This window comes from Streptomyces sp. NPDC052023 (assembly GCF_044548465.1).
Taxonomy (GTDB): Bacteria; Actinomycetota; Actinomycetes; order Streptomycetales; family Streptomycetaceae; genus Streptomyces.
Window position 1 is genome coordinate 104951 of sequence record NZ_JBIUBW010000023.1, and the last position, 24803, is coordinate 129753.

Here is a 24803-nt window from a genome sequence, read left to right on the forward strand (position 1 = left end):
GGGGCCGCCGAGACCGGTGGGTGATCTTCCGGAGACCTAGGACACCACGTCCTTGCGGGCGAAACCACGGAAGGCCAGCGCGAACAGCACCAAGGCGTACGTTACGGAAATCGCGGTGCCCTGGATCATGCCGAACCACTGCGGCTCGGGCTGCACGGCGTCCGCCCAGGCGAACTGCCAGTGCGCGGGCAGGAAGTGGCGCCAGTCGCCGAGGGCGGTGACGGCGTCGAGGACGTTGCCGACGATGGTCAGGCCCACCGCGCCGCCGACCGCGCCGAGCGGCGCGTCCGTGCGGGTGGACAGCCAGAACGCCAGTCCCGCGGTGACCAGCTGGGACACGAAGACGTACGCCACGACCACCACCAGCCGTTGCGCGGCCGTGCCCGCGTCCAGCGCGCCCCCGGTGGGGATCTGCAACGGACCCCAGCCGTAGGCGGCGACGCCGACGGCCAGCGCGACCACGGGCAGCAGCACCATGGCGGCCAGGCTCAGGCCGAGCCCGACGACGAGCTTGGACCACAGCAGCCGGGCCCGTGGCACGGGAGCCGCGAGCAGATAGCGCAGCGAGGACCAGCCGGCCTCGGAGGCGACGGTGTCCCCGCAGAACAGGGCGACCGGAATGACCAGCAGGAAGCCCGCCGACACGAACAGGTTCACGGCGGCGAAGTTGGCCGCGGACGCGGTGGCCGTGTCCATCAGCGTGATCCGGTCGCCGCCGCCGTCCGGCTCGCCGCCGATCGCGAAGGCGACGACCAGCACGAAGGGCAGGACGGCGAGGACGGCGAACATGACCAGCGTGCGGCGCCGCTTGAACTGGCGGACCAGCTCCACCCGCAGGGGCAGGGTGCGGCCCGCCCGGTAGCCGGACGCGACGTCGGTGAGCGCGGGGGTGCTCATGCGGAGCCTCCGATCAGGGTGAGGAACGCGTCCTCCAGGCGGCGGTGCGGGCCGACCGAGGCGACCGGCACCTCCAGCCGGACCAGTTCGGCCACCAGCCGCGAGGCGCTGCCGCCGGTGTCCAGCCTGACCAGCAGCCCGTCACCGGTGACCACGGCCGAGGCGACGCCCGGCAGCGCGGCGACCTTCTCGGCGACCGGGTCCTCCACGGGGGTGCCCGTGCCGACGAGGAGGGTGTCGCCGGAGCCGACGATCTCGCCGACGGGGCCCGCCTGCACGAGCCGGCCCCGGTCCATCACCACGAGATGCGTGCAGGACTGCTCGACCTCCGACAGGAGGTGGCTGGAGACGATCACCGTGCGGCCGGCGGCCGCGTAACGGATCATCACCTCGCGCATCTCGCGGATCTGGGGCGGGTCGAGGCCGTTGGTCGGCTCGTCCAGGATGAGCAGGTCCGGCAGCCCCAGCATGGCCTGCGCGATGGCGAGCCGCTGGCGCATGCCCTGCGAGTAGGTGCGCACCGCGCGGGCGAGCGCGTCACCGAGGCCGGCGATCTCCAGGGCCTCGTCGAGGTGGGCGTCCCCGGCGGGGCGGCCGGTCGCCCGCCAGTACAGCTCCAGGTTCTCCCGGCCGGACAGGTGCGGCAGGAAGCCCGCGCCCTCCACGAAGGCGCCGACCCGAGACAGCACGGGCGCGCCGGGGCGGATGGCGTGGCCGAAGACGCGGATCTCGCCGCCGTCCGGCCGGATCAGTCCCATCAGCATGCGCAGGGTGGTGGTCTTGCCCGCGCCGTTCGGGCCGAGCAGGCCGAGCACCTGGCCCTTCTCCACGCGGAAGGAGAGGTCCTTGACCGCGTACCGGTCCGCCGACTTCGCGTACCGCTTGCTCAGGCCGGTGATCACGAGCGGGACCTCGGACAGCGAAGCGTCCGGTGCGGGTGTGGCGGTACGGCGGCGAGCGGAGAGCAGCAGCGCGAGCGCGATCACGGCACCGGTCGGCGGCAGCCACCACACCCAGGCGGGCAGCGGCGCGGCCGCCGCGGTCACGCCGGGGGCCGTGGGCACCGACAGGTCGCTCTCGAGGGCGACGGTGTACGTCGCCGGGGCCGCCGGGGAGGCGTACGCCAGGTCGGTGGAGGCGAGGACGAGGCGCAGCCGGTGGCCCTTGCCGACCTCGTAGTCGACGGCGGGGAGGGTGAGCGTCACGTCCTTGCCGGCCTTCGCGCCCTCGACGCGGACGGGCGTGACCAGCTGGGAGGGGAGGACCTGCTGACGGCCGTCGGGGCCGACGTCGTACACCTTGGCGAACAGGACGGCGTCCTCGCTGCTGGAGCGGACGTGGACGGTGGCCGTCGGGGATCCGGTGATGCGCAGGTCCTCGGTCAGCGGCGCCGACTCGAACCGCGCGTGCTGGCCCGGGAAGTCGAGCGAGATGCCGACGCCGAGCGCGGAGAGCTGCGCGAGGCCGCCGCCGGCGCCGAGTCCGGGCAGGGCGGAGACGGCGGGCGGGCCGGCGCCGGGCGGGTTGTCGAACGTCTGCTCGCGTCCGGTCAGGGTCACCGGACGCCGCCCGCTGTCCAGGCCCGGGTAGGTGTCCGCGCTCGCGCCCCGCAGCAGGGCCTCGCCGTCGGTGGAGTCGACGCCTCCGGTGCGGGTGACGCGGAAGGCCGGGCCCGTGTCGGCGCCCTTCTCGTCCTTGAGGTAGCGGTCGAACCACGCCGTGACGCGCTGCTGGGTCCGGCTCGTCTCCATGTCGCCGCCGTCGTGGCCGCCGGCGATCCAGTCGACGTCCACGGGGGCGCCGTTGGCCCGGATGGCCCGCGCCGCGGCGTCGGCCTGGTCCAGCGGGAACAGCGAGTCCGACTGGCCCTGCACCAGCAGCGTGGGGACGTCGATGCGGTTGCCGATCGCCGACGGGGAGCGCTCCTGAAGCAGTTCGCGTGCCTCGGTGTCGGGGGTGCCGGACTCGGCGACCCGCTCGTACATCTCGCACAGCCGCGGCTCGAACTTGGCGCAGCCACCGCCGGAGTTGACGAAGACGCCGGCCCACAGCTTCTTGAAGACGCCGTTCGGGAAGAGGGCGTCGGCCAGGTTCCAGTAGGTGATCGCCGGGGCGATGGCGTCCACCCGGTCGTCGTACCCCGCGGTCAGCAGCGAGATCGCGCCTCCGTAGGAGCCGCCGGCCATGCCGACGCGGGGGTCGCCGGACCTGTCGAGCTCGACCTGGGGCTGCGTGGCCAGCCAGTCGAGCAGCTTCGACACATCGGCGACCTCGCCCCGGGGGTCGTTCAGGCCGATCCTGCCGGTCGAGCCGCCGAAGCCACGTGCCGACCAGGTCAGTACCGCGTACCCGGCGCGGGCCAGGTCCTCCGCCTGCTGCCGCACGTCGTCCTTGCTGCCGCCGAAGCCGTGCGCCAGGAGCACGGCGGGGCGCCGGCCGGCGTCCGCGGTGGTGAAGTACGAGGTGTCGACGCGCACCCCGCCGGCCCCGGGCAGCACCCGGTCGGCGCGGCGCACCGCGGGCGCCTCGTCGTCGGCGACTGCCGTCCACGTACCGGCACCGGCGAGCACCACGACGGCGGCCGCGGCGGCCATCAGCCGTCGTGGCCGCCGCAACAGCCCCCGCAGTCCGGGCGAGCGAAGATCCATGCGTCAACGGTACGCGGCGAACCTGCCGGCCATGGACAGCTCAGGGGCTGAACCCCGTGCCCTCCCACGGGAGTACGGGGCCGGTGCCGCGTACCGCGAGCGCGGTACGCGGCGGGGCGGGTCAGTGGTTGCGCGGGAAGCCCAGGTCCACGCCCGCGGGGGCGTCCGCCGGGTCGGGCCAGCGGGTGGTGACGACCTTGCCGCGGGTGTAGAAGTGCGTGCCGTCGTTGCCGTAGATGTGGTGGTCGCCGAAGAGGGAGTCCTTCCAGCCGCCGAAGGAGTGGTAGCCGACGGGGACCGGGATCGGCACGTTCACGCCGACCATGCCGGCCTCGACCTCCAGCTGGAAGCGGCGGGCGGCGCCGCCGTCCCGGGTGAAGATCGCGGTGCCGTTGCCGAACGGGGAGGCGTTGATGAGGGCGATGCCCTCCTCGTACGTCTCCGCGCGCAGCACGCACAGGACCGGGCCGAAGATCTCGTCCTGGTAGGCCTTCGCGGACGTCGGCACCTTGTCGAGCAGGGAGATCCCGATCCAGTGGCCGTCCTCGAAGCCGTCGACGGTGTATCCGGTGCCGTCGAGCACGACCTCGCAGCCCTCGGCCGCCGCGCCCTCGACGTAGGAGGCCACCTTGTCGCGGTGGACCTTGGTGATCAGCGGGCCCATCTCGGACGTCGGGTCGTTGCCGGGGCCGATCTTGATCTTCTCGGCGCGCTCGCGGATCTTGTCCACCAGTACGTCGCCGATCGCGCCGACCGCCACCACGGCCGAGATGGCCATGCAGCGCTCGCCCGCCGAACCGTAGGCCGCCGAGACCGCCGCGTCGGCCGCCGCGTCCAGATCGGCGTCGGGCAGGACGAGCATGTGGTTCTTGGCACCGCCGAGGGCCTGGACGCGCTTGCCGTGCGCGGAGGCCGTGGTGTGGATGTAGCGGGCGATGGGGGTGGAGCCGACGAAGGACACCGCCTTGACGTCGGGGTGCTCCAGGAGGCGGTCGACGGCCACCTTGTCGCCGTGCACGACGTTGAAGACGCCGTCGGGCAGACCGGCCTCGGCCAGCAGCTCGGCGATCCTGATCGACGCCGACGGGTCCTTCTCGGACGGCTTCAGCACGAAGGTGTTGCCGGTCGCGATGGCGAGCGGGAACATCCACATCGGGACCATCGCCGGGAAGTTGAACGGCGTGATGCCGGCGACCACGCCGAGCGGCTGGCGGATGGCGGCCACGTCGACGCGGTGGGCCACCTGCGTCGACAGCTCGCCCTTGAGCTGCACGTTGATGCCGCAGGCCAGGTCGACGATCTCCAGGCCGCGGGCCACTTCGCCGAGGGCGTCGGAGTGCACCTTGCCGTGCTCGGCGGTGATCAGCTCGGCGATCTCGTCGCGGTGCGCGTCCAGCAGGGCGCGGAACTTGAACAGGATCGAGGTGCGCTGGGCCAGCGAGGACTGGCCCCAGGTCAGGAAGGCCTCCTTGGCGGCCGCGACCGCGGCGTCCACCTCGTCGGCCGAGGCGAAGGCGACCTTCGTGGTGACCGCGCCGGTCGCCGGGTCCGTGACCGGCCCGAACGTGCCCGACGCGCCTTCGGCGGTCCTGCCGCCGATCCAGTGGTTGACGATCTTCGTCATGACCGGTTACTCCTTCACAGATGGCGGCGTCGGGTCGAGACGTGCCGTTCGTACAGCTCACGGGCCTTGATCGCGGACGGTCGGGTCGCGGTTTCGGCCACGGGTACATCCCACCAGGCCTGCGCCTCGGGCGCGCCCGACACTGTGTCGGGCGTTTCGGTCTCGACGTAGACACATGTGGGAGTGTCCGCGGCCCGCGCCTCGGCGAGCGCGGAGCGCAGGTCGCCCACGGTCCGGGCGCGCAGCACCCGCATGCCGAGGCTCTCGGCGTTGGCGGCCAGGTCCACGGGGAGCGGGGCGCCGGAGAAGGTGCCGTCGCCCTCCCGGTAGCGGTAGGCGGTTCCGAAGCGTTCCGCGCCGGTCGCCTCGGAGAGGCCGCCGATGGACGCGTAGCCGTGGTTCTGCACCAGCAGCACCTTGATCGCGACGCCCTCCTGCACGGCGGTGACGATCTCCGTCGGCATCATCAGGTAGGTGCCGTCGCCGACCAGGGCCCACACCGGCCGGTCCGGCGCGGCCAGCTTCACGCCGATCGCGGCCGGGATCTCGTAGCCCATGCAGGAGTAGCCGTACTCCAGGTGGTACTGGTCGCTGGACCGGGCCCGCCACAGTTTGTGCAGGTCGCCCGGCATCGATCCGGCGGCGTTGATGATCACGTCCGTCTCGTCCACCAGCGCGTCCAGCGCGCCGAGGACCTGCGGCTGTGTCGGCCGCCCTGCCGGGTCGGCGGCCTCGTAGGCGGTGTCGACGCGCCGCTCCCAGCGCGCCTTCTCCTCGGTGTAGCGGGTGACGTACGCCTCCGGGACCCGGTGGGCGTGCAGCGCGAGCGCCTCGGTCAGCTCCGCCAGGCCGCTGCGCGCGTCCGCGATCAGGGGCGATCCGGCGAGCTTGTGGCCGTCGTAGGCGGCGATGTTGAGGTTGAGGAAGCGGACGCCCGGGTCGGCGAAGAGCGTTCCGGAGGCGGTGGTGAAATCGGTGTAGCGGGTGCCCACGCCGATCACCAGGTCGGCCGTGCGGGCCAGTTCTGCTGCGGTGGCGGTGCCGGTGTGGCCGATGCCGCCGACGTCCTGCGGGTGGTCGTACCGCAGGGACCCCTTGCCGGCCTGGGTCGAGGCGACCGGGATGCCGGTGGCCTCGGCGAACTCCGCCAGGGCGCCCTCGGCGCGGCTGTGGTGGACGCCGCCGCCGGCGATCAGCAGCGGCCGCTCGGCGGCCCTGATCGTGCGGACGGCCTCGGCGAGTTCGGCCGGGTCGGCGCCCGGCCGGCGTACCGCCCAGGTGCGCTCGGCGAAGAAGTCCTCCGGCCAGTCGTACGCCTCGGCCTGCACGTCCTGCGGAAGCGCGAGCGTGACCGCGCCCGTCTCCACCGGGTCGGTGAGCACCCGCACGGCCTGGAGCGCCGCCGGGATCAGCGCCTCCGGGCGGGTGACCCGGTCGAAGTACCGCGACACCGGGCGCAGGCTGTCGTTGACCGACACATCGCCCGCGTACGGCACTTCGAGCTGCTGGAGAACCGGGTCGGCGGGGCGGCCGGCGAAGATGTCGCCGGGCAGCAGCAGCACCGGGAGGTGGTTGATGGTGGCGAGGGCGGCACCCGTGACCAGGTTCGTGGCGCCCGGGCCGATGGAGGTGGTCACCGCGTGCGTGGACAGGCGGCCGGACTGGCGGGCGTAGCCGACCGCCGCGTGCACCATGGCCTGCTCGTTGCGGCCCTGGAGGTAGGGCATCTCGTCCGCGTACTCGACGAGCGCCTGGCCGATCCCGGCGACGTTGCCGTGGCCGAAGATGCCCCAGGTGGCGCTGATGAGCCGCCGCCGTACGCCGTCCCGCTCGGTGTACTGCGCGGACAGGAAGCGTACGAGCGCCTGTGCGACCGTGAGCCTGGTGGTCATCGATATCCCTCCGTGTGGTCCGGGTGGAAGCAGATCCGCCACTCCCGGGTCCGGCCGGGTCCCGCCATGACGTTCAGGTAGTACATGTCGTGGCCCGGCTGCGCGATGGACGGCCCGTGCCAGCCGTCGGGGACGAGGACGGCGTCACCGGTGCGGACCTCGGCCAGCACGTCGGCGCCGCCCTCGCGGGAGGGGAACACGCGCTGGTAGCCGAGGCCGTTCGGGCCGTCGATCTCGAAGTAGTAGATCTCCTCCAGCTCGGACTCCTCGCCGGGCCGGTCCTCGTCGTGCTTGTGCGGCGGGTACGACGACCAGTTCCCGCCCGGGGTGATCACCTCGACGGCGATGAGCTTGTCGCACGCGAAGGCGCCCGCGGAGGCGAAGTTGCGTACCCGGCGGGCGCAGTTGCCGCTGCCGCGTTCCTCGACGGGGACCTCCGGCGCGGGGCCGTAGCGGGCGGGGAGTCGTCGCTCGCACTTCGCTCCTGCCAGGGCGAAGCGGCCTCCCGCGCCGGAGGTGATCTGTGCCTGGGCGTCCCGGGGTACGTACGCGAAGTCGGAGACCGACGCGAAGACGCTCTCCCGGCCCAGCAGCTGGAACACCGCGTCGCCCTCGCGCACCGTGCAACCGCCTTGCAGGGGCAGCACGATCCACTCGCTGTCCCCGGTGGTGAAGGTGTGCGTGCCACCCGCCTCCAGCTCGACGATACGCAGGCTGCTGTAGGTCCAGCCGGCCCGCTTCGGGTCGATGTCGAGCGCGTAGTACGCGTCAGCGGTGGCGCCCTTCGGGACGTACAACTCGTTGCTCATGCGGCCCTCACAGCAGTCCTGCGGCGGTGTCCACGGCGGCGGCCACGTCGCCGTCCGCCGGGTACAGCAGCGAACGGCCGGCCACCAGCCCCCGCACGGTGGGGAGCTGGAGGGCGCCGCGCCACTTCTCGTACGCGCTGTCCTGGTCGTCCCCGACGTCGCCGCCGAGCAGCACGGCGGGCAGGGTCGTGGTCGCCATGACCCGGGCCATGTCGTCGGGGTTCTCGGTGACCGGGACCTTCAGCCAGGTGTACGCCGAACTGCCGCCGAGACCCGAGGCGATGGCGATGGACCGGGTCACCGCGTCGGCGGACAGGTCGTTGCGCAGCCGGCCGCCGGTGTCGCGGCGGCTGATGAACGGCTCGACGAAGACCGGCAGTCTGCGGGCCGCCATGGCGTCGATGGCCCGGGCGGTGGACTCCAGGGTGGTCAGCGAGCCCGGGTCGTCGTAGTCGATGCGCAGCAGCAGCTTGCCGGCGTCGAAGCCGAGGCGCTGGATGTCCTCGGGGCGGTGGCCGGTGAAGCGGTCGTCGAGCTCGAAGCGGGCGCCCTGGAGGCCGCCGCGGTTCATGGAGCCCATGACGACCTTGCCGTCGAGGGCGCCGAGCAGCAGCAGGTCGTCGAGGATGTCGGCGGTGGCGAGGACCCCGTCGACGCCGGGACGGCCGAGGGCGAGGCAGAGGCGCTCGAGCAGGTCGCCGCGGTTGGCCATGGCCATCTTGCGGTCGCCGACGCCGAGCGCGCCACGGGCCGGGTGGTCGGCGGCGACGATCATGAGGCGGCCGCCGGCGTCGACCAGCGGGCGGCGGACGCGGCGGGCGGCGGCCTCGGCGATCGCCTCGGGCCGGTGGGTGCGGGTGCGGACGAGGTCAGCGATGTCGACGGTCACCGGGAGGCTCCCGTCCGGCCGGCGGGGTCCGGGGTGCCGGCGCGCACGGCGCCCGCGCTGAGGGCCGCGGCCACCTCTGCCTGGGTGGGCATCGCGGAGGAGCACTCCAGACGGGAGGCGACGATGGCGCCGGCGGCGTTGGCGTGCCGCATGGTCTTCTCCAGGTCCCAGCCGGCCAGCAGGCCGTGGCAGAGCGAGCCGCCGAAGGCGTCGCCGGCACCGAGGCCGTTGAGGACCTCGACCGGCAGCGGCGGGACCTCGACGGACTCGCCCGCGCCGCTGACGGCGAGGACGCCCTTGGGTCCCTGCTTGACGACGGCCACGGACACGCCCGCGTCGAGGAGCGCCGCCGCTGCCGCGTGCGGTTCGCGGACGCCGGTGGCGATCTCCACCTCGTCGAGATTGCCGACGGCGACGGTCGCGTGCTTCAGGGCCTCGGCGTAGAAGGGGCGGGCCGTCTCCGGGTCCCGCCAGAACATGGGGCGCCAGTCGAGGTCGAAGACCGTGGTGCCGGACCTGTCGCGATGGGCGAGGGCCGCGAGCGTCGCCGTGCGGCTGGGCTCCTCGCTCAGGCCGGTGCCGGTGACCCAGAAGATGTGCGCCGCGTGGACGGCGTCGAGGTCGAGCTCATGGGCATCGATCTCCAGGTCCGGGGCCTTGGGCTGCCGGTAGAAGTAGAGCGGGAAGTCGTCCGGCGGGAAGACCTCGCAGAAGGTCACCGGGGTCGGCAGTCCGGGCACGGGCGTGACCCAGCGGTCGTCGACGCCGAAGCCGCGCAGCCCCTCGTGCAGATAGGTGCCGAACGGGTCGTCGCCGGTCCGGGTGATCACCGCGGTACGGCGGCCCAGACGGGCGGCGGCCACGGCGACGTTGGCCGCGGATCCGCCGAGGAACTTCCCGAAGGACGTCACCTGTGAAAGCGGGACGCCGGTCTGCAGCGGGTAGAGGTCCACGCCGATCCGCCCCATGGTGATCAGGTCGTACGCCATCGAGATCCCTTCGCGTTCCCCGTCTCGCCTCCGTCGGCGGCTCTCTCCCGGTTTCTAGTCTCCGTGCGGGAGGCCTGTCAATAGTTTGTCCGGACATTCGGACCAGTGGCTGTCTCCTGCCGGTCGGGAAGCCGGGGGGACGGCCCTGTCAACGCGCCTCGCCCGGCATCGCCGCGCGCTCCTTTGCTTCACGTCTGTCACAAACGCCACTCCCTTGTCACGCATGTCCGGTGTACGCGGGCTGCGCGTCACACCCGGACCACAGCCGTACTCCTGCCGTCACTCTCCGTCGTTGGGCGGGCACAGGCTTGGTGATTGATCGCCAGCGCAGCGCCCGGCTCCCCCGGACGGCCGCCCCCGGCCGCCGCCGCGGCGCGCGCAGGGAGGTGCACCCATGACCGACCGAAGGCTCTGGTCGTACAAGGAGATCGCGGCCCACATCAAAGTGCAGCCGGACACCGTGCGGTCGTATCGCAAGCACGGGCTGCTGCCCCCGCCCGACCACGTGGAGGGCGGCAAGCCCTACTGGTACGCGGACACCGTCCGCGCCTGGGTGGCGTCCCGGCCCGGGAACCGCGGCCGGCGGGCGGAGTGACGGACCGCAGGTGAGCCGCCGGCCCGGCGGAATATCCGTGGTGCCCCACGTCCGCGTGGGGCACAGTCATGCGCATGAACTTCTCCGACAAGCCCGTACTCACCGGGGGGAGGACCGTGCTGCGGCCGTTCACGGAGGCCGACGGGGACACCCTCTGGGAGATTCTGAGCGATCCCGAGGTGATCCGCTTCACCTTCGATCCGGCCACCCAACTCACGCGGGAGAGCGTGCGTTCCTGGTACGCCACCCGGTCGGAACAGCCCGACCGGCTCGACCTCGCCGTCACGGACCGGGTCACCGGCGAAGTCGTCGGCGAGGTCGTCCTCAACGAGTGGGACCCCCACACCCGCAGCTGCAACTTCCGCACCCTCATCGGACCCGGCGGCCGGGGCAGAGGCCTGGGAACGGAGGCCGTCCGGCTCATCGTCGGTCACGGCTTCGAGCAACTGGGGCTGCATCGCGTCCACCTGGAGGCGTACGGCGACAACCACCGCGCCCTGCGCGTCTACCGCAAGGTCGGCTTCGTGGTCGAGGGCGTACGGCGGGAGTCCGCCCGGCGGGACGGGGAGTGGGTGGACGAGGTGCTGATGGCCGTTCTCGACCGGGAGTGGGCCGTCCATCGGGGCTTTGCCGAGGTCGAGGTTGCGGAGGCTTCAGGAGGTGTGGGGGCCGGCTCGGGCGCGATCAAGGGCGCTGAGGCCGGCTTCGGGGGTTCGGGCGGCTGAGTCGCGGGGGCTTCCGGCAGCCGGCTCCGGGGGCCCGGACAGGTGAGTTCCGGGGGACCGGGCGGCTGAGTTCGGTCCCGTGGCCTCCCGGGGACGGGGGGTCAGCTCCAGGGTTCGACGACCGTCACCCCCGCACCCGGTGCGCCGCCCAGTGCCGCGAGCGCGGGTGGGGCCTCGTCCAGGGGGATCGTCGCGGTCACCAGGAGGTCGGGGCGCAGGGTGCCCGCCCGGACCGACTCCAGCATCGGCGGGTAGCCGTGGGCCGCCATGCCGTGGCTGCCGAGCAGTTCCAGCTCCAGGGCGATCGCGCGGGCCAGGGGCACGGGCGTGGTGCCCGTCGGGGAGGGCAGCAGGCCGACCTGGACGTGGCGGCCCCGGCGGCGCAGGCCGTTGACGGAGGCGGCGCAGGTGGCCGGCGATCCGAGGGCGTCGAGGGAGAGGTGGGCGCCGCCGCCGGTGAGGTCCCGGATCACGGTCGCCGTGTCCTCGGTGCGCGACGCGTCCACGCACTGCGACGCGCCGAAGTTCCGCGCCAGCTCCAGCGCCCGCGACGACACGTCGACCGCGACGACCCTCGCTCCCGAAGCCGCCGCGATCATCACCGCCGACAGGCCGACTCCCCCGCACCCGTGCACGGCCACCCACTCCCCCGCCGCCACCCGGCCCTGCTGCACGACCGCGCGGAACGCCGTCGCGAACCGGCAGCCCAGTGATGCCGCCGTCGCGAAGCTCATGCCGTCCGGGACGGCGACGAGGTTCACCTCCGCGTGGTCCAGCGCCACGTACTGGGCGAACGAGCCCCAGTGCGTGAAGCCGGGCTGCGTCTGGCGCTCGCACACCTGCTGGTCGCCGGCCGCGCAGGACGGGCAGGTGCCGCAGGCGCACACGAACGGCACCGTGACCCGGTCGCCGGGCCGCCATCCGCTCACCCGGGCGCCCACCGCCTCGACGACACCGGCGAGTTCGTGACCGGGCACGTGGGGCAGCACGATGTCCGGGTCGTGGCCCTGCCAGCCGTGCCAGTCGCTGCGGCACAGCCCGGTGGCCTCGACCCGTACCACGACGCCGTGTTCCGCGGGCCGCGGATCCGGCACCTCCCGCACCTCGGCGGGTCCCCCGAACCGCTCGAACACCACAGCGCGCATCCGTCGCCCCTCCCCTTCGTCTCGTTGGGGCCTCGTTTCGCCCCGCCCTATTCGGGACCCGACGGCACCCTCGTGTCCAGGCCGTGCCGGCCGCCGCCCCCTGAGCACCCCTCACTCCTCCCGGCCGGACTGCGCCGAACGCCGCACCCGCTTAGGGTTCGGACAAATCACTCCATCAGGAGTACCTCCGGAGCACGAGGGACCCGCCGTGACCCACCCCCCGCCACCCGGCGCGCCCCGGGCCCGCATCCCCCATCCGCAGCAGCCTCCCCCGTCGCACCCCCGGGCCCGTACCGAGCTGTGGCGGCGCTTCCTGTGGAGCGGACTGGCGCTCTGGACACTGGCCGCAGCCGTCACCTACGGGACCGGGAACGCCGCTCTGCTGCCCGCGCTCATCCTGCTCGGCAGCTTCCTGGTGCCCGTGGCCTTCGTCCTGTGGGCGTATCAGCGGCACGGCCGTGACCTGGGCGTCAACGTGATCCTCGGCTGTTTCCTGACCGGCGGGACACTCGGGGTGCTGGGCGCCTCGCTGACGGTGGACCACCTGCTGCACCCGTCCCTGCGGACGTTCGCCGGCGTCAGCCTTGCCGAGGAGGCGATGAAGCTGGCCGCGCTGGTGTTCCTGCTGCGCCGGCAGACCCGGATCCGCGGCCTGCGTGCCGGGCTCGTGCTGGGCGCGGCCGTCGGCTTCGGCTTCGCGGCCATGGAAGGCGCCGGGTACGCGTTCCAGGCGACCGTCGCCACCAGGGGCGTCGAGCTGGGAGCGCTGCTGGAGACCGAGATCCTGCGCGGGTTGCCGGCGTCCCTCGGGCACGGTCTGTGGACGGCGATCGCCGGGGGCGTCCTGGTGGCCTGCCGTCACCCGGACGGACGCTTCCGCCTCACCGGCGCGGTGACCGGGGCATGGCTGGGCGTGACGCTGCTGCACACCCTGTGGGACTCGACCCACGGTGTCGCCGTGTGGCTGGTCGTGCGGCTGACCACCGGACCCGGCCGGCCGCTGTTCGCGGAGGGCTACATCCCGCACCCCACCGAGGAGCAGCAGCATCTGTTCACCGTGCTCTCCCTGGGCGGACTGGCCGTCGTGGCGCTGCTCGGCGGCGCCTGGGCGCGTTCGCTGACTCGCCGCGACCCCTCCTGGAGAAGTACCCCCTAGGGGTATAGTCTTGAGTGTACCGGGGAGCCTTCCTGGCCCCGTCCGTCCCACCTGCCTCGACGAGGAGTACGACATGACCGCGCAGACCGACACCCCGGGTTCCGTCACCGCCGTCTACAAGGTGAGCGGGATGAGCTGCGGGCACTGTGAGGGCGCCGTCTCCGGCGAGATCGCCCAGCTGCCCGGTGTGAACTCGGTGAAGGCCGTCGCGGCCAGCGGTGAGGTCACGGTCGTCTCCGCGGCCGCGCTGGACGAGGAGGCCGTCCGCGCGGCCGTCGACGAGGCCGGCTTCGAGCTGGTCGGCCGCGCCTGAAGCACGCTTCCCGCACCGGGCCGTACCGGAAGGAGCCGACCGCCGCGTCGGCCGCGTACGGTCCGGTCCGTCGTCTGGAGTCGGAGTCGGACATGACCAGCACCACCACGCGGACCTCCATAGAAGCGACCGCACGGACCTCCATAGGCACGCCGCCCTCCGAGGTCGAGCTGCTGATCGGCGGGATGACCTGCGCCTCCTGCGCGGCCCGCGTCGAGAAGAAGCTCAATCGGATGGACGGCGTCAGTGCCACGGTGAACTACGCGACGGAGAAGGCCCGGATCAGCTACCCGGCCGGGACCGAGGTCGCCGACCTGATAGCCACCGTCGAGAAGACCGGCTACACCGCGGAGGAGCCCGCACCGCCTCGGCCGGAACCGCGGGAGGAGACGCCCCGGGACCCCGAGCTGACCTCCCTGCGGCAGCGTCTGATCGTTTCCGTTCTCCTCGCCGCCCCCGTCATCCTCCTCGCGATGGTCCCCGCCCTCCAGTTCGACAACTGGCAGTGGTTGTCACTCACCCTCGCAGCGCCCGTCGTCGTCTGGGGCGCCCTGCCCTTCCACAAGGCCGCCTGGACCAACGCGCGGCACGCCGCGGCCACCATGGACACCCTCGTCTCGGTCGGCACGCTGGCCGCGTTCGGCTGGTCCCTGTGGGCGCTGTTCTTCGGGCACGCGGGCATGCCGGGCATGCGCCACCCCTTCGAACTCACCGTCTCCCGCACGGACGGCGCCTCGGCGATCTACCTCGAAGTGGCCGCCGGAGTCACCGCCTTCCTCCTCCTCGGCCGCTATCTGGAAGCCCGCTCGAAGCGCCGCGCGGGCGCCGCGCTGCGGGCCCTGATGGAGCTCGGCGCGAAGGACGTCACGATGCTGCGCGACGGGCGCGAGGTGCGGGTGCCCGTCGCCGATCTGGCCGTGGGCGACCGGTTCGTCGTACGCCCCGGCGAGAAGATCGCGACCGACGGCACGGTCGTGGAGGGCTCCTCCGCGGTCGACGTCTCGATGCTGACCGGCGAGTCCGTGCCGGTGGACGTGTCGGCCGGGGACGCGGTGGCCGGCGCGACCGTGAACGCCGAGGGCCGGCTGGTCGTCGAGGCCACCCGGATCGGCGGCGAGACCCAGCTCGCGCGGATGGCCCACCTGGTCGAGGAGGCCCAGAACGGCAAGGCGGAGGTGCAGCGGCTCGCGGACCAGGTCGCCGGGTTCTTCGTCCCCGTCGTGCTGCTGCTCGCGACCGCCACCTTCGGCGTGTGGCTCGGCGCGACCGGCGACAGCACCGCCGCCTTCACCGCGGCCGTCGCCGTCCTGATCATCGCCTGCCCGTGCGCCCTGGGCCTGGCCACGCCGACCGCCCTGATGGTCGGCACGGGCCGCGGCGCTCAGCTCGGCATCCTGATCAAGGGCCCGGAGGTCCTGGAGTCCACGCGCCGGGTCGACACCGTCGTCCTGGACAAGACGGGCACGGTGACCACCGGCCGGATGACCCTCCAGGAGGTGTACGTCGCCGAGGGCACCGACGAGCGGGAGGTGCTGCGCCTGGCGGGCGCCCTGGAGCACGCCTCCGAGCACCCGGTCGCCAGGGCCGTGGCCGCCGGTGCCGCCGAGCGGGTCGGGGAGCTGCCGTCGGCCGAGCGGTTCGAGAACGTGCCCGGACGCGGCGTCCGCGGGTATGTGCAGGGCGTCGAGGTGGCCGTGGGGCGCCTGTTCGAGAAGTTGCCGCAGGAGCTGGCGCGCGCCCGTGACAAGGCCGAGAGCAGCGGCCGTACGGCCGTCGTGGTCGGCTGGGACGGAATCGCGCGGGGGGTGCTGGCGGTCGCGGACACCGTCAAGGAGTCCAGCGCTCAGGCGGTGCGCGAGTTGCGCGACCTGGGGCTCACGCCGGTGCTGCTGACCGGGGACAACCGGCGGGTGGCCGAGACGGTGGCGGAGGCCGTCGGCATCGACCAGGTGATCGCCGAGGTGCTGCCCGAGGACAAGGTGAAGGTGGTGCGGCGGTTGCAGGCCGAAGGCCGGAAGGTCGCCATGGTGGGTGACGGCGTGAACGACGCGGCCGCGCTCGCCACCGCCGATCTGGGGCTCGCGATGGGCACGGGCACCGACGCGGCGATCGAGGCGGGCGACCTGACCCTCGTGCGCGGGGACCTCCGGGTCGCGGCGGACGCGATCCGGCTGTCACGCCGGACCCTCGCGACGATCAAGGGCAATCTGCTGTGGGCGTTCGGCTACAACGTCGCCGCGCTGCCCCTGGCCGCGGCGGGACTGCTGAACCCGATGATCGCGGGGGCGGCGATGGCCCTGTCGTCCGTGTTCGTCGTGACGAACAGTTTGCGGCTGCGGGCGTTCCGGTGAGCCGGGACTTCCACTGAAAAGACAGGATCCCCCTTCAGTCCGGCGCGTGCCTCACATAAGCTCTTCACAAGGCTCGCGCATCTTCCTTACGCTTGAGCCCCGTTCTCCGTATCGGGCCGCTTGCGTAGCTAACGGGACATATGCAAGAGACGCAGATCACAGTGATGCGAACGTAACCATCGAAGGGGTTCGAAGGTCTAAGTTGGCGATGTCAGAGGGCGTCTTGGGGGGCGTCACCTGGCATCTGGGGATGTCTTGGGGGACTTCCTCAGAGATGCGTTGCCGGGGCACGTACACCGGGAAGCTTTGAGCGGCCCTCCCAGCGTGCGCTGTCCCGGCAGACCGCAGCGGTACGGCAGCACTACGGCAGTACAGCGAGACGCAGTAACAGCGATTCAGGCGCTGGTTCTTCACAGACGCCCGGCCGGATCCCGTGGGGGGAATCCGCACCGGGACACGGGAAGGCGCCCTGGTCGTCGGCCCGTGGGGGGACCGGCGCACCAGGGCGCCTTCTGTTTTGCGCTCTGTACATCCGGCGCGGCGTGCACCGCTGCGAGCGCGTACGACCGGGAGCGCGTACCACCAGGAGCGTGCACCGCTGGGTGCGGCCGCCTGCTGTGCGTCAGGCGGCCGCGGGGAATCAGCGCTCCTCGACCGGAACGAAGTCGCGCTCGACGACGCCCGTGTAGATCTGGCGCGGGCGGCCGATGCGGGAGCCCGGCTCCTTGATCATCTCGTGCCACTGGGCGATCCAGCCCGGCAGCCGGCCGAGGGCGAACAGGACCGTGAACATCTCGGTCGGGAAGCCCATGGCGCGGTAGATCAGACCCGTGTAGAAGTCCACGTTCGGGTAGAGCTTGCGCTCGGTGAAGTAGTCGTCGGAGAGCGCGTGCTCCTCGAGCTTCAGCGCGATGTCGAGCAGCTCGTCGGACTTGCCGAGCGCGGACAGCACATCGTGCGCGGCGGCCTTGATGATCTTGGCGCGCGGGTCGAAGTTCTTGTAGACCCGGTGGCCGAAGCCCATCAGGCGGACGCCGTCCTCCTTGTTCTTCACCTTGCGGATGAAGGTGTCGACGTCGCCGCCGGAGTCGCGGATACCCTCCAGCATCTCCAGCACCGACTGGTTGGCGCCACCGTGCAGCGGGCCCCACAGCGCGTTGATGCCGGCGGAGATCGAGGCGAACATGTTCGCCTGCGAGGAGCCGACCAGGCGGACCGTGGAGGTCGAACAGTTCTGCTCGTGGTCCGCGTGCAGGATCAGCAGCTTGTCCAGCGCGGCCACGACGATCGGGTCGAGCTCGTACTCCTGGGCCGGCACCGAGAAGGTCATGCGCAGGAAGTTCTCGACGTAGCCGAGGTCGTTGCGCGGGTAGACGAACGGGTGACCGATCGACTTCTTGTACGCGTACGCCGCGATCGTCGGGAGCTTGGCGAGCAGACGAATGGTGGAGAGGTTGCGCTGCCGCTCGTCGAACGGGTTGTGGCTGTCCTGGTAGAAGGTGGACAGCGCCGAGACGACCGACGACAGCATGGCCATCGGGTGGGCGTCACGGGGGAAGCCCTTGTAGAAGTTCTTGACGTCCTCGTGCAGCAGGGTGTGCCGCGTGATCTCGTCCTTGAAGCTGGTGAGCTGGTCGACGGTCGGCAGCTCACCGTTGATCAGCAGGTACGCCACCTCCAGGAAGGTGGAGCGCTCGGCCAGCTGCTCGATCGGGTAGCCGCGGTACCGGAGGATGCCGGCCTCACCGTCCAGATAGGTGATGGCGGATTTGTAGGCGGCGGTGTTTCCGTAACCGCTGTCCAAGGTCACGAGACCGGTCTGGGCGCGGAGCTTTCCGATGTCGAAGCCCTTGTCCCCGACGGTGCTGTCGATCACCGGGTAGGTGTATTCGCTGCCGTCGTACCGCAGTACTACAGAGTTGTCGCTCACGTCTTCCCTCACCGACGTAGTGCCTCATCTTCGAGGTGCCCTGACTGTCTCTACCATCCCCCATTTGGCTCAGGAGAGTGCACTCGGGGTCGACCATTGGGCTTATCGGCGGCACTCAGTGCCGCCAACCTGCCATCCTGCCCGGTTGACACCCCAACCGGAAGTGCTCTGTGACCTTTGCGACTCGTTTGATCGATCATTTTTCGGCGGAGCGTGGGATCAAGGCTCCTGAGGCCGGGGTCCGAGCCTGAAGTCGAGCGCCGTGCAACGGCGTCCCGCCGACACCGTGCGCACCGCCTGGCCGATGGCCTTGCGGGAGCCGACGAGCACGACGAGCCGCTTGGCCCGGGTGACCGCGGTGTAGAGCAGGTTGCGTTGGAGCATCATCCAGGCGCCCGTGGTCACCGGGATGACCACCGCCGGGTACTCGCTCCCCTGCGAGCGGTGGATGGTCACGGCGTAGGCGTGCGCCAGTTCGTCCAGCTCGTCGAACTCGTACGGCACCTCCTCGTCCTCGTCCGTCAGCACCGTGAGGCGCTGGTCGACCGGGTCGAGCGAGGTGACCACGCCCACGGTGCCATTGAAGACACCGTTCTTCCCTTTCTCGTAATTGTTCCTGATCTGGGTCACCTTGTCCCCGACACGGAACACCCGCCCGCCGAACCGCTTTTCCGGCACATCCGGGCGGCCCGGAGTGACGGCCTGCTGCAGGAGCCCGTTGAGCGTCCCGGCACCGGCCGGCCCCCGGTGCATGGGGGCGAGGACCTGGACGTCCCGGCGGGGGTCGAGCCCGAACCTGGCCGGAATACGACGGGCCGCGACGTCCACGGTGAGCCGCCCGGCCTCCTCCGTGTCGTCCTCGACGAAGAGGAAGAAGTCCTTCATGCCGTCGGTGACGGGGTGCTGTCCGGCATTGATCCGGTGGGCGTTGGTGACCACGCCGGACTGCTGGGCCTGCCGGAAGACACGGGTGAGCCGCACGGCGGGGATCGGGCTGCCGTCGGCGAGGAGGTCCCGCAGCACCTCACCCGCGCCGACGCTGGGGAGCTGGTCGACGTCACCGACGAAGAGGAGGTGCGCGCCCGGCGGCACGGCCTTGACGAGCTTGTTCGCGAGGAGGAGGTCCAGCATGGAGGCCTCGTCGACGACCACCAGGTCGGCGTCCAGCGGCCGGTCCTTGTCGTAGGCGGCGTCCCCGCCGGGTTTGAGCTCCAAAAGCCGGTGGACGGTGGAGGCCTCGGTGCCGGTGAGCTCGGCGAGCCGCTTGGCGGCACGGCCGGTCGGGGCGGCCAGGACGACCTTGGCCTTCCTGGCGCGGGCCAGCTCCACGACCGACCGCACCGTGAAGGACTTGCCGCAGCCGGGACCGCCGGTCAGGACGGCGACCTTCTTCGTCAGCGCCAGCTTGACGGCGGCCTCCTGCTCGGGGGCGAGGTCGGCGCCGGTACGGCCCTTCAGCCACGTCAGCGCCTTGTCCCAGGCGACGTCGTGGAAGCCGGGCATGCGGTCCTGGTCGGTGCGCAGCAGGCGCAGGAGCTGGGCGGAGAGGGAGAGCTCGGCGCGGTGGAAGGGGACGAGGTAGACGGCGGTCACGGCTTCACCGCCGTCGGGGCCGGGGACCCTCTCCCGTACGACACCTGGCTCCTCGCCGTCCTCGGGGGGCGCGGCGAGTTCGGCGAGGCACTCGATGACCAGGCCGGTGTCGACCTGGAGGAGCTTGACGGCGTCGGCGATGAGCCGCTCCTGAGGGAGGTAGCAGTGGCCCTGGTCCGCCGACTGTGAAAGGGCGTACTGGAGACCGGCCTTGACCCGCTCGGGGCTGTCGTGCGGGATGCCCACGGACTGGGCGATCTTGTCGGCGGTGAGGAAGCCGATGCCCCAGACGTCGGCGGCCAGGCGGTACGGCTGGTTCTTCACGACGGAGATGGATGCGTCGCCGTACTTCTTGTAGATCCGCACGGCGATGGAGGTGGAGACCTCGACGGTCTGGAGGAAGAGCATGACCTCCTTGATCGACTTCTGCTCCTCCCAGGCGTCGGCGATCTTCTTCGTCCGCTTGGGGCCGAGGCCGGGAACCTCGATCAGCCGCTTCGGCTCCTCCTCGATGATCTTCAGGGTGTCCAGGCCGAAGTGCTGGGTGATGCGGTCGGCGAAGACCGGGCCGATGCCCTTGACGAGTCCCGAACCGAGGTAGCGGCGGATGCCCTGGACGGTGGCCGGGAGGACGGTCGTGTAGTTCTCGACGGTGAACTGCTTGCCGTACTGCGGGTGGGAGCCCCATCTCCCCTCCATCCGCAGCGACTCCCCCACCTGCGCGCCGAGCAGCGCGCCGACGACCGTGAGGAGGTCCCCGCCGCCCCGGCCCGTGTCGACGCGGGCGACCGTGTAGCCGTTCTCCTCGTTGGCGTACGTGATCCGCTCAAGGACGCCTTCGAGCACGGCGAGCCGCCGCTCGCCGGGTGCGGGTGCGGGTGCCGGGGGCGCCTGGTTGGACATGACCCGACGGTACCGGCGGGGTGTGACAGCGGGGGGCGAGGGCCGGGAAAGAAGGCTCCGGGCGGCTGCGGCACCTGCTCAGTCGGGCGGAAGCGGTTGACTCCCGCCGGCCTCGAAGAGGTACCGGTACATCTCCGTCAAGTACGCGTAGAGGGTGTTCTCGTCATCGAAGGCGATATCCGTGAGGCCCTCGTAATCGCCGACGGTCAGTTCTCTCGCGCGGAGCACATCCTCCAAGCCGCACCGAACCCCGCGCACGTACCGCTCGCTGTAGGAGTGCAGGGGCGCACGCAGCCGACAGGTGGTGTCGTAGGCCTGCTCCAAGCTCACGTACACCTTGACGAACTTCTGAAGCTCCCTCGTCATGAACTCCCTCGCCCCGTCAGGCCCGCGCCGGTCACGTCCAGGCCTACGGCGTCCAGGGGGAGCCGGGGTGTTCCTATGGCCGCGTACCTTCCTCGCCCTGGCGCCAGGTCCTGGTCGGTCGGCCCTGTTCGTCCCAGGTGGCGTCCTCCAGGAGCGTCATCCCGTTCTCGGCGAACACCTGCCTGGCCGCGAGCACGCCGTTCGGATGCCATTCCTTGAACTCGCCCACGGGCAGCCCGTCCCGCACCGTTCCCTCCGAACGCAGGGTGCCGTCCTTGTACCACTCACGCGAAGGCCCGTTCTTGTAACCGTCGGCATAGGTGTCGAGACTGACGAGACTCTCGCCGAGATGCTCGGTCACCTCCCCGGTGAACGGTTCTCCACGGTGATACAGCCGCTCCGAGTCGTCCATGTCCACGTCGGGGTCGTCGATGTCGATTCGCTGCACGGCTTTCATTGCGGGAGCCACACTTCTGTAGTGAACAAGACCAGATTTGCTGCGCCCGGTGGGCGTCCCCACGCGCGCCGACATCGACCGGCAAAGACTGTTGCAGGCCGAGGTCATACGCCTGTTGTCGTGTCCCCAGCCCCAAGAACCCGCAGTCCGCCGCAGCGTCAACCCCGTTGGGCTGTGCTGATGACCTGAACCGCTCCACCGTGGCACCTGATCCACTCCTGCAGTTCAGGACCTGACAGGTTGCGGCTCCCGCTCTCCTCCATGAAGACTGCCGGACCGAAGATCGACCCGGAAACGCCATCCATCCTCGTGTTCTCATCCAGTATCACCTGGAATGAATTTTCATCGAAGACGGATCTACTGAGATCGGCGGAACGGAAGTCGACATTGAGCAGCGACGCTCCCATGAATTGGGTTCCCCGGCAACTCGCGCCAAAGGCATCAACATCATAGAGCGATGCCTTCACCAAGTTGGCCCCGTCGAGCTTCGCATGCCGCAGGACCGCATCGTCGAGATTCACACGCACCAGGGAAGCCTCCGTAAGGTCTGCCCCGGTCAGGTCGGCACCCTGCGCATCCGATCGGTACAGCTCCGCTCCGATCAGCGTCACATTCCTCAACCTGGCGTCGGTGAACCAGGATTCCGAGAAATCTGCGCGCGTGAAATCTGCCCCGCTCAGGTCCAGACCGACGGCATCCAGGCCGCCCTCATCTGCGTCGAGCCACTCCCGAAGACGCTGGGTCGCTACGTCGTCCGTGGGAAAGCGAGCCGGAGCCCACCCCTTACGGGTACCAGATGACATTGTCTTCCCAGCCGTTCTTTTCGACAATGGACTTGATATCGTCAATCGCTGCCTGGTTTGCATTTCTGACGTCCAGGATAACAGTGCGACCCTTCGCGACGATTTGCTCGGACAGCTTACTCACCCAACGACCATTATTGGCGGGGTCATAGGCGCCGCGGAAGGGCTGTGACTTGTCCCGGACATTGTTGAAAGGTGGCCAATCCGAGTGAACGCCCTTGATGTCGTAGTACTGTCCCGTGCTGGGTGAATAGAACTCTCCGCGGTCGGCAGTCGAAGGGCGCTGGATGTCTTCGGGCAGTCTCGCCTGCTCTCGCAGGTCCAGTCCCACCCGGGCTTCGTCCTTCGACGGTTCTGAGATGCCGCCGTTTTTGTCAGGATCACGCTGCAGCTCATCGAAGTCGTCAGGACTCCGTCGTTCAACGTCTTCCAAGTGCCCCCAGTGGGCTGCCTTTTCTTCCGGCGTGAGTTCTGGGAGGGGCTCGTTGGCCCGCGGCGGCTCCACGCCCCCACCAGTGGTGCCCCCGCCGACGCCCTCCGTACCCCCTTCGTGACTGGGCGTTCGTGGTGCTTGGTCATCAGGAACGTGACCCTGGTGCATGGGTTCGCCCTGCCCTCCACCGCCACCGTTCACGTGGTCGGTCACGTGGTCGTGACGGGCAGAGGGGTCGACACCGTGCTCATTCGCCGTTCCTCTGGGGAGGTTGTCGGCGCTGTTGGTCGGCAGGTTGTCGGCGCTGTTGGTCGGCAGGTTGTCGGCGTGGCCGCCTGGGAGGTTGTCGGCGGTGTTGCCGGGGAGGTTGTCGGGGGTGCGGCCGAGGTCGCCGAGGTCGGTGAGGTCGCTGCCGAGGTGGAGGTGTTGGGGTGTGTTGTCGGCGGCGTGGACGGCGCCGGCCATGGCGGGTTCGCGGACCGGGCTGTCGACGCGGGGGAGGTCGGCTCCGTCGTGGGGCATGCCGGGCTGGTCGACGATGTCGCCGGGGCCGTCGGCGGCTTCCCGGACGACGTTGCCGCTCTCGTCGAGGATGTTGCCCTCGGGGTCGTAGTAACGGGCCGGAGCACCGTCCTCGGTGGGCAGCTTGACCGAGCCCTCAGGCAGCACGGGCGTGTTGTCGGGGAGCTTGACCGCACCCTCGGGCAACTCGACCGCGCCCGCCGGGACGGGAGTGCCCTCGGGCAGGCGGACCGCGCCGTTGCCCAGGTCGACCGCGCCGGCCGGGAGCGGGGTGCCCTCGGGCAGCGTGACCGCGCCGCCCTCGGGGATCCTGATGCCGCCCGCCGGGATCGCCGCACCCTCCGGCAGGCGCACCGCGCCCTCGGGCAGGCGGACCGTGCCTTCGGGCAGCGTGATCGCGCCCTCGGGCAGGCGGGGGATCTCGATGTTGCCGACGCCCTTCAGCGCCGCACTGATGTCACCGATCTTGGACAGGCCGGCGCCGGCGCCCTTGGCGATGTAGGTCATCGGGTCGATGACCTTCGCGGTGGTGCCCAGCACCTTCGCGACCGCGCCCGCCTTGCCCGCACCCGACACCGCACCCCCCGCACCACCCGTGAACACGGTGGTGAGCACGTTGAAGGTGACCGCCCCCGCCGCCCGGGCCGGGTTCTTGCCCCACTGGTCCCACGCCACCAGCGCCTTGCCCGTCTCCTTCATCGCCGTCCGCGAATCCTTGATCCACGACGGGAGTTTGTCGTCCGGGAGGGTCCAGAACAGGGCACCCACACCCGGAATCGACGACAACGCAAGACCCGTCGCCAACTGCGCCAGACCCTTCCAGGCCTGGCCCATCGCGTCCCAGCCGCCGAACCCGACCAGCGTCCCCAGACCCTTGATCGTGCCCCAGATACCGTCCACGATCAGGCCGTCCCACACGAACGACTTCACCCAGTGGCCGACCTCGTACCAGTGATGCTTCTCCTCCACCGGGTCACCCCAGGGAAGCTTCGCGTTCTTCATGTCCTCCGCGGAGAACCCGTACTGGTCCTTACGCTCCGAACCATCCCCCGCAACCATCTGCGTACCGCCCCACAACGCGGTGATCCGGTTGTGGCACGTCCGCTCCGCCGCCCAGAACGCCGCCACCGTCGCGGTGATGTCATCACGCAGCTGATTGTGCTCGCCGACCTTGTCCTCGTCGTACTCCCACTCGTCGTCGTCCTTCACCGACCCGACGAACGTGACCGCCTTCGCCTTCAACTCCTTCAGCTTCGCCACCAGCGGCCGCACCTCCGCCGCATACGACGACAACGCCCCCGACACCTTCTCCAGACCATCCGCGAAACCATCCGCACGGTCCTTCACCGGCTTCGTCGTCGCGAACAACTGCTCAGCCTCCGGCGCCTGGTAAAACGCCGACAACCCCTGGAACTGCGAATGCACATCCGAACCGGTGTCCCGGATGCTGCCCGCGTCCGTCTTCAACGCCGCATAATCCAGCTCCAACTGCGCCAGATCACCCGTGAACTGAGGAATCTGCTCCGGCTGAATCACGCCGCACCCGCCCCCGGCATATCAAGCTTCGGCGCCTTCAACGTATTACGCTGCGCCTCCGCCGCCATCTCCTGATCACCATTCAGATACGCCGTGGTCGCATCCACCACACCCTGCAACGACTTGCCCGCCCTAAGGGCTGTCCCGTAAATGATCTTTGACGTGCCTGGTGGCCTGGTGATTTTTGCGTCACCCGGCCAGCGTGAGGTTGTGCAGGCGGGCGATGC

The 24803-nt window shown here is 70.8% G+C and carries 20 protein-coding genes; 5 read left to right on the plus strand and 15 right to left on the minus strand.

Annotation, left to right across the window (positions count from 1 at the left end; genetic code table 11):
• Window positions 1-36 precede the first annotated feature (36 nt).
• The 7 genes from ACIHCM_RS32485 to iolC form a co-directional block, all read right to left on the minus strand.
• Complete coding sequence (locus ACIHCM_RS32485; protein ID WP_399903876.1) at window positions 37-897, minus strand: ABC transporter permease; 861 nt, start codon at window positions 895-897, stop codon at window positions 37-39.
• Entirely contained in the window at window positions 894-3545 is a 2652-nt protein-coding gene (locus ACIHCM_RS32490; protein ID WP_399903879.1) for an alpha/beta fold hydrolase, read from the minus strand. The genes ACIHCM_RS32485 and ACIHCM_RS32490 overlap by 4 nt, the downstream gene beginning before the upstream one ends.
• 121 nt (window positions 3546-3666) lie before the next feature.
• Window positions 3667-5169, minus strand: a complete 1503-nt coding sequence (gene mmsA, locus ACIHCM_RS32495; RefSeq protein ID WP_399903883.1) for a CoA-acylating methylmalonate-semialdehyde dehydrogenase — start codon at window positions 5167-5169, stop codon at window positions 3667-3669.
• A 14-nt stretch (window positions 5170-5183) separates the two neighbouring features.
• Window positions 5184-7061 (minus strand): 3D-(3,5/4)-trihydroxycyclohexane-1,2-dione acylhydrolase (decyclizing), encoded by a 1878-nt coding sequence (iolD, locus tag ACIHCM_RS32500; protein ID WP_399903886.1) that lies wholly within the window; start codon window positions 7059-7061, stop codon window positions 5184-5186.
• A complete protein-coding gene (iolB, locus tag ACIHCM_RS32505) occupies window positions 7058-7870 on the minus strand; it encodes a 5-deoxy-glucuronate isomerase (RefSeq protein ID WP_399903889.1) in 813 nt (270 codons plus the stop codon). Before iolB ends, iolD begins: the two co-directional genes overlap by 4 nt.
• Before the next feature lie 7 nt (window positions 7871-7877).
• A complete protein-coding gene (locus ACIHCM_RS32510) occupies window positions 7878-8759 on the minus strand; it encodes a deoxyribose-phosphate aldolase (protein WP_399903892.1) in 882 nt (293 codons plus the stop codon).
• On the minus strand, window positions 8756-9748 hold the full coding sequence (gene iolC / locus ACIHCM_RS32515) for a 5-dehydro-2-deoxygluconokinase (protein ID WP_399903895.1): 993 nt from the start codon (window positions 9746-9748) through the stop codon (window positions 8756-8758). Before iolC ends, ACIHCM_RS32510 begins: the two co-directional genes overlap by 4 nt.
• A 394-nt stretch (window positions 9749-10142) precedes the next feature.
• Between iolC and ACIHCM_RS32520 the strand changes: the two genes are divergently transcribed.
• Together ACIHCM_RS32520 and ACIHCM_RS32525 are read left to right on the plus strand one after the other, a co-directional pair.
• Window positions 10143-10343 (plus strand): helix-turn-helix transcriptional regulator, encoded by a 201-nt coding sequence (locus tag ACIHCM_RS32520; RefSeq protein ID WP_399903898.1) that lies wholly within the window; start codon window positions 10143-10145, stop codon window positions 10341-10343.
• Window positions 10344-10417: 74 nt separating this feature from the next.
• Window positions 10418-11068, plus strand: coding sequence for a GNAT family N-acetyltransferase (locus tag ACIHCM_RS32525; RefSeq protein WP_399903901.1), 651 nt, complete (start codon window positions 10418-10420; stop codon window positions 11066-11068).
• Window positions 11069-11169: 101 nt separating this feature from the next.
• On the opposite strand, the gene ACIHCM_RS32530 is transcribed toward ACIHCM_RS32525, so the two are convergent.
• On the minus strand, window positions 11170-12213 hold the full coding sequence (locus ACIHCM_RS32530) for a zinc-dependent alcohol dehydrogenase family protein (protein ID WP_399903904.1): 1044 nt from the start codon (window positions 12211-12213) through the stop codon (window positions 11170-11172).
• Between the two features lie 208 nt (window positions 12214-12421).
• Between ACIHCM_RS32530 and ACIHCM_RS32535 the strand changes: the two genes are divergently transcribed.
• The 3 genes from ACIHCM_RS32535 (at window position 12422) to ACIHCM_RS32545 (ending at window position 16033) form a co-directional block, all read left to right on the plus strand.
• Window positions 12422-13369, plus strand: coding sequence for a PrsW family intramembrane metalloprotease (locus ACIHCM_RS32535; RefSeq protein ID WP_399903907.1), 948 nt, complete (start codon window positions 12422-12424; stop codon window positions 13367-13369).
• 73 nt (window positions 13370-13442) lie between these two features.
• A complete protein-coding gene (locus tag ACIHCM_RS32540; protein ID WP_399903910.1) occupies window positions 13443-13682 on the plus strand; it encodes a heavy-metal-associated domain-containing protein in 240 nt (79 codons plus the stop codon).
• Window positions 13683-13774: 92 nt separating this feature from the next.
• Window positions 13775-16033 carry a heavy metal translocating P-type ATPase gene (locus ACIHCM_RS32545; RefSeq protein WP_399903912.1) on the plus strand — a complete coding sequence of 753 codons (2259 nt, stop codon included), beginning with the start codon at window positions 13775-13777 and terminating at the stop codon, window positions 16031-16033.
• A 640-nt stretch (window positions 16034-16673) separates the two neighbouring features.
• On the opposite strand, the gene ACIHCM_RS32550 is transcribed toward ACIHCM_RS32545, so the two are convergent.
• From ACIHCM_RS32550 to ACIHCM_RS32580, 7 genes are all read right to left on the minus strand, one after another.
• Entirely contained in the window at window positions 16674-17963 is a 1290-nt protein-coding gene (locus ACIHCM_RS32550; RefSeq protein WP_399903915.1) for a citrate synthase, read from the minus strand.
• 219 nt (window positions 17964-18182) lie between these two features.
• Entirely contained in the window at window positions 18183-20459 is a 2277-nt protein-coding gene (locus ACIHCM_RS32555; protein ID WP_399903918.1) for an ATP-dependent RecD-like DNA helicase, read from the minus strand.
• A gap of 78 nt (window positions 20460-20537) precedes the next feature.
• Complete coding sequence (locus ACIHCM_RS32560) at window positions 20538-20825, minus strand: hypothetical protein (protein WP_399903921.1); 288 nt, start codon at window positions 20823-20825, stop codon at window positions 20538-20540.
• A 73-nt stretch (window positions 20826-20898) separates the two neighbouring features.
• On the minus strand, window positions 20899-21282 hold the full coding sequence (locus tag ACIHCM_RS32565; RefSeq protein WP_399903924.1) for a toxin-antitoxin system YwqK family antitoxin: 384 nt from the start codon (window positions 21280-21282) through the stop codon (window positions 20899-20901).
• 158 nt (window positions 21283-21440) lie between these two features.
• On the minus strand, window positions 21441-22148 hold the full coding sequence (locus ACIHCM_RS32570; protein ID WP_399903926.1) for a pentapeptide repeat-containing protein: 708 nt from the start codon (window positions 22146-22148) through the stop codon (window positions 21441-21443).
• On the minus strand, window positions 22066-24576 hold the full coding sequence (locus ACIHCM_RS32575; RefSeq protein ID WP_399903929.1) for a hypothetical protein: 2511 nt from the start codon (window positions 24574-24576) through the stop codon (window positions 22066-22068). The genes ACIHCM_RS32570 and ACIHCM_RS32575 overlap by 83 nt, the downstream gene beginning before the upstream one ends.
• On the minus strand, window positions 24573-24803 hold a 231-nt coding region (locus ACIHCM_RS32580), incomplete at its 5' end, for a DUF6507 family protein (protein WP_399903932.1). The genes ACIHCM_RS32575 and ACIHCM_RS32580, both read right to left, overlap by 4 nt.

What these genes read in the sequence shown, in the direction of transcription:
- ACIHCM_RS32570 (WP_399903926.1), bottom strand. Translation starts at nt 22,148, where the DNA reads ATGCAAACCAGGCAGCGATTGACGATATCAAGTCCATTGTCGAAAAGA.
- ACIHCM_RS32565 (WP_399903924.1), bottom strand. Translation starts at nt 21,282, where the DNA reads ATGAAAGCCGTGCAGCGAATCGACATCGACGACCCCGACGTGGACATG.
- iolD (WP_399903886.1), bottom strand. Translation starts at nt 7,061, where the DNA reads ATGACCACCAGGCTCACGGTCGCACAGGCGCTCGTACGCTTCCTGTCC.
- iolC (WP_399903895.1), bottom strand. Translation starts at nt 9,748, where the DNA reads ATGGCGTACGACCTGATCACCATGGGGCGGATCGGCGTGGACCTCTAC.
- ACIHCM_RS32525 (WP_399903901.1), top strand. Translation starts at nt 10,418, where the DNA reads ATGAACTTCTCCGACAAGCCCGTACTCACCGGGGGGAGGACCGTGCTG.
- ACIHCM_RS32555 (WP_399903918.1), bottom strand. Translation starts at nt 20,459, where the DNA reads ATGTCCAACCAGGCGCCCCCGGCACCCGCACCCGCACCCGGCGAGCGG.
- mmsA (WP_399903883.1), bottom strand. Translation starts at nt 5,169, where the DNA reads ATGACGAAGATCGTCAACCACTGGATCGGCGGCAGGACCGCCGAAGGC.
- ACIHCM_RS32490 (WP_399903879.1), bottom strand. Translation starts at nt 3,545, where the DNA reads ATGGATCTTCGCTCGCCCGGACTGCGGGGGCTGTTGCGGCGGCCACGA.
- ACIHCM_RS32560 (WP_399903921.1), bottom strand. Translation starts at nt 20,825, where the DNA reads ATGACGAGGGAGCTTCAGAAGTTCGTCAAGGTGTACGTGAGCTTGGAG.
- ACIHCM_RS32530 (WP_399903904.1), bottom strand. Translation starts at nt 12,213, where the DNA reads ATGCGCGCTGTGGTGTTCGAGCGGTTCGGGGGACCCGCCGAGGTGCGG.
- ACIHCM_RS32520 (WP_399903898.1), top strand. Translation starts at nt 10,143, where the DNA reads ATGACCGACCGAAGGCTCTGGTCGTACAAGGAGATCGCGGCCCACATC.
- ACIHCM_RS32540 (WP_399903910.1), top strand. Translation starts at nt 13,443, where the DNA reads ATGACCGCGCAGACCGACACCCCGGGTTCCGTCACCGCCGTCTACAAG.
- ACIHCM_RS32545 (WP_399903912.1), top strand. Translation starts at nt 13,775, where the DNA reads ATGACCAGCACCACCACGCGGACCTCCATAGAAGCGACCGCACGGACC.
- iolB (WP_399903889.1), bottom strand. Translation starts at nt 7,870, where the DNA reads ATGAGCAACGAGTTGTACGTCCCGAAGGGCGCCACCGCTGACGCGTAC.
- ACIHCM_RS32485 (WP_399903876.1), bottom strand. Translation starts at nt 897, where the DNA reads ATGAGCACCCCCGCGCTCACCGACGTCGCGTCCGGCTACCGGGCGGGC.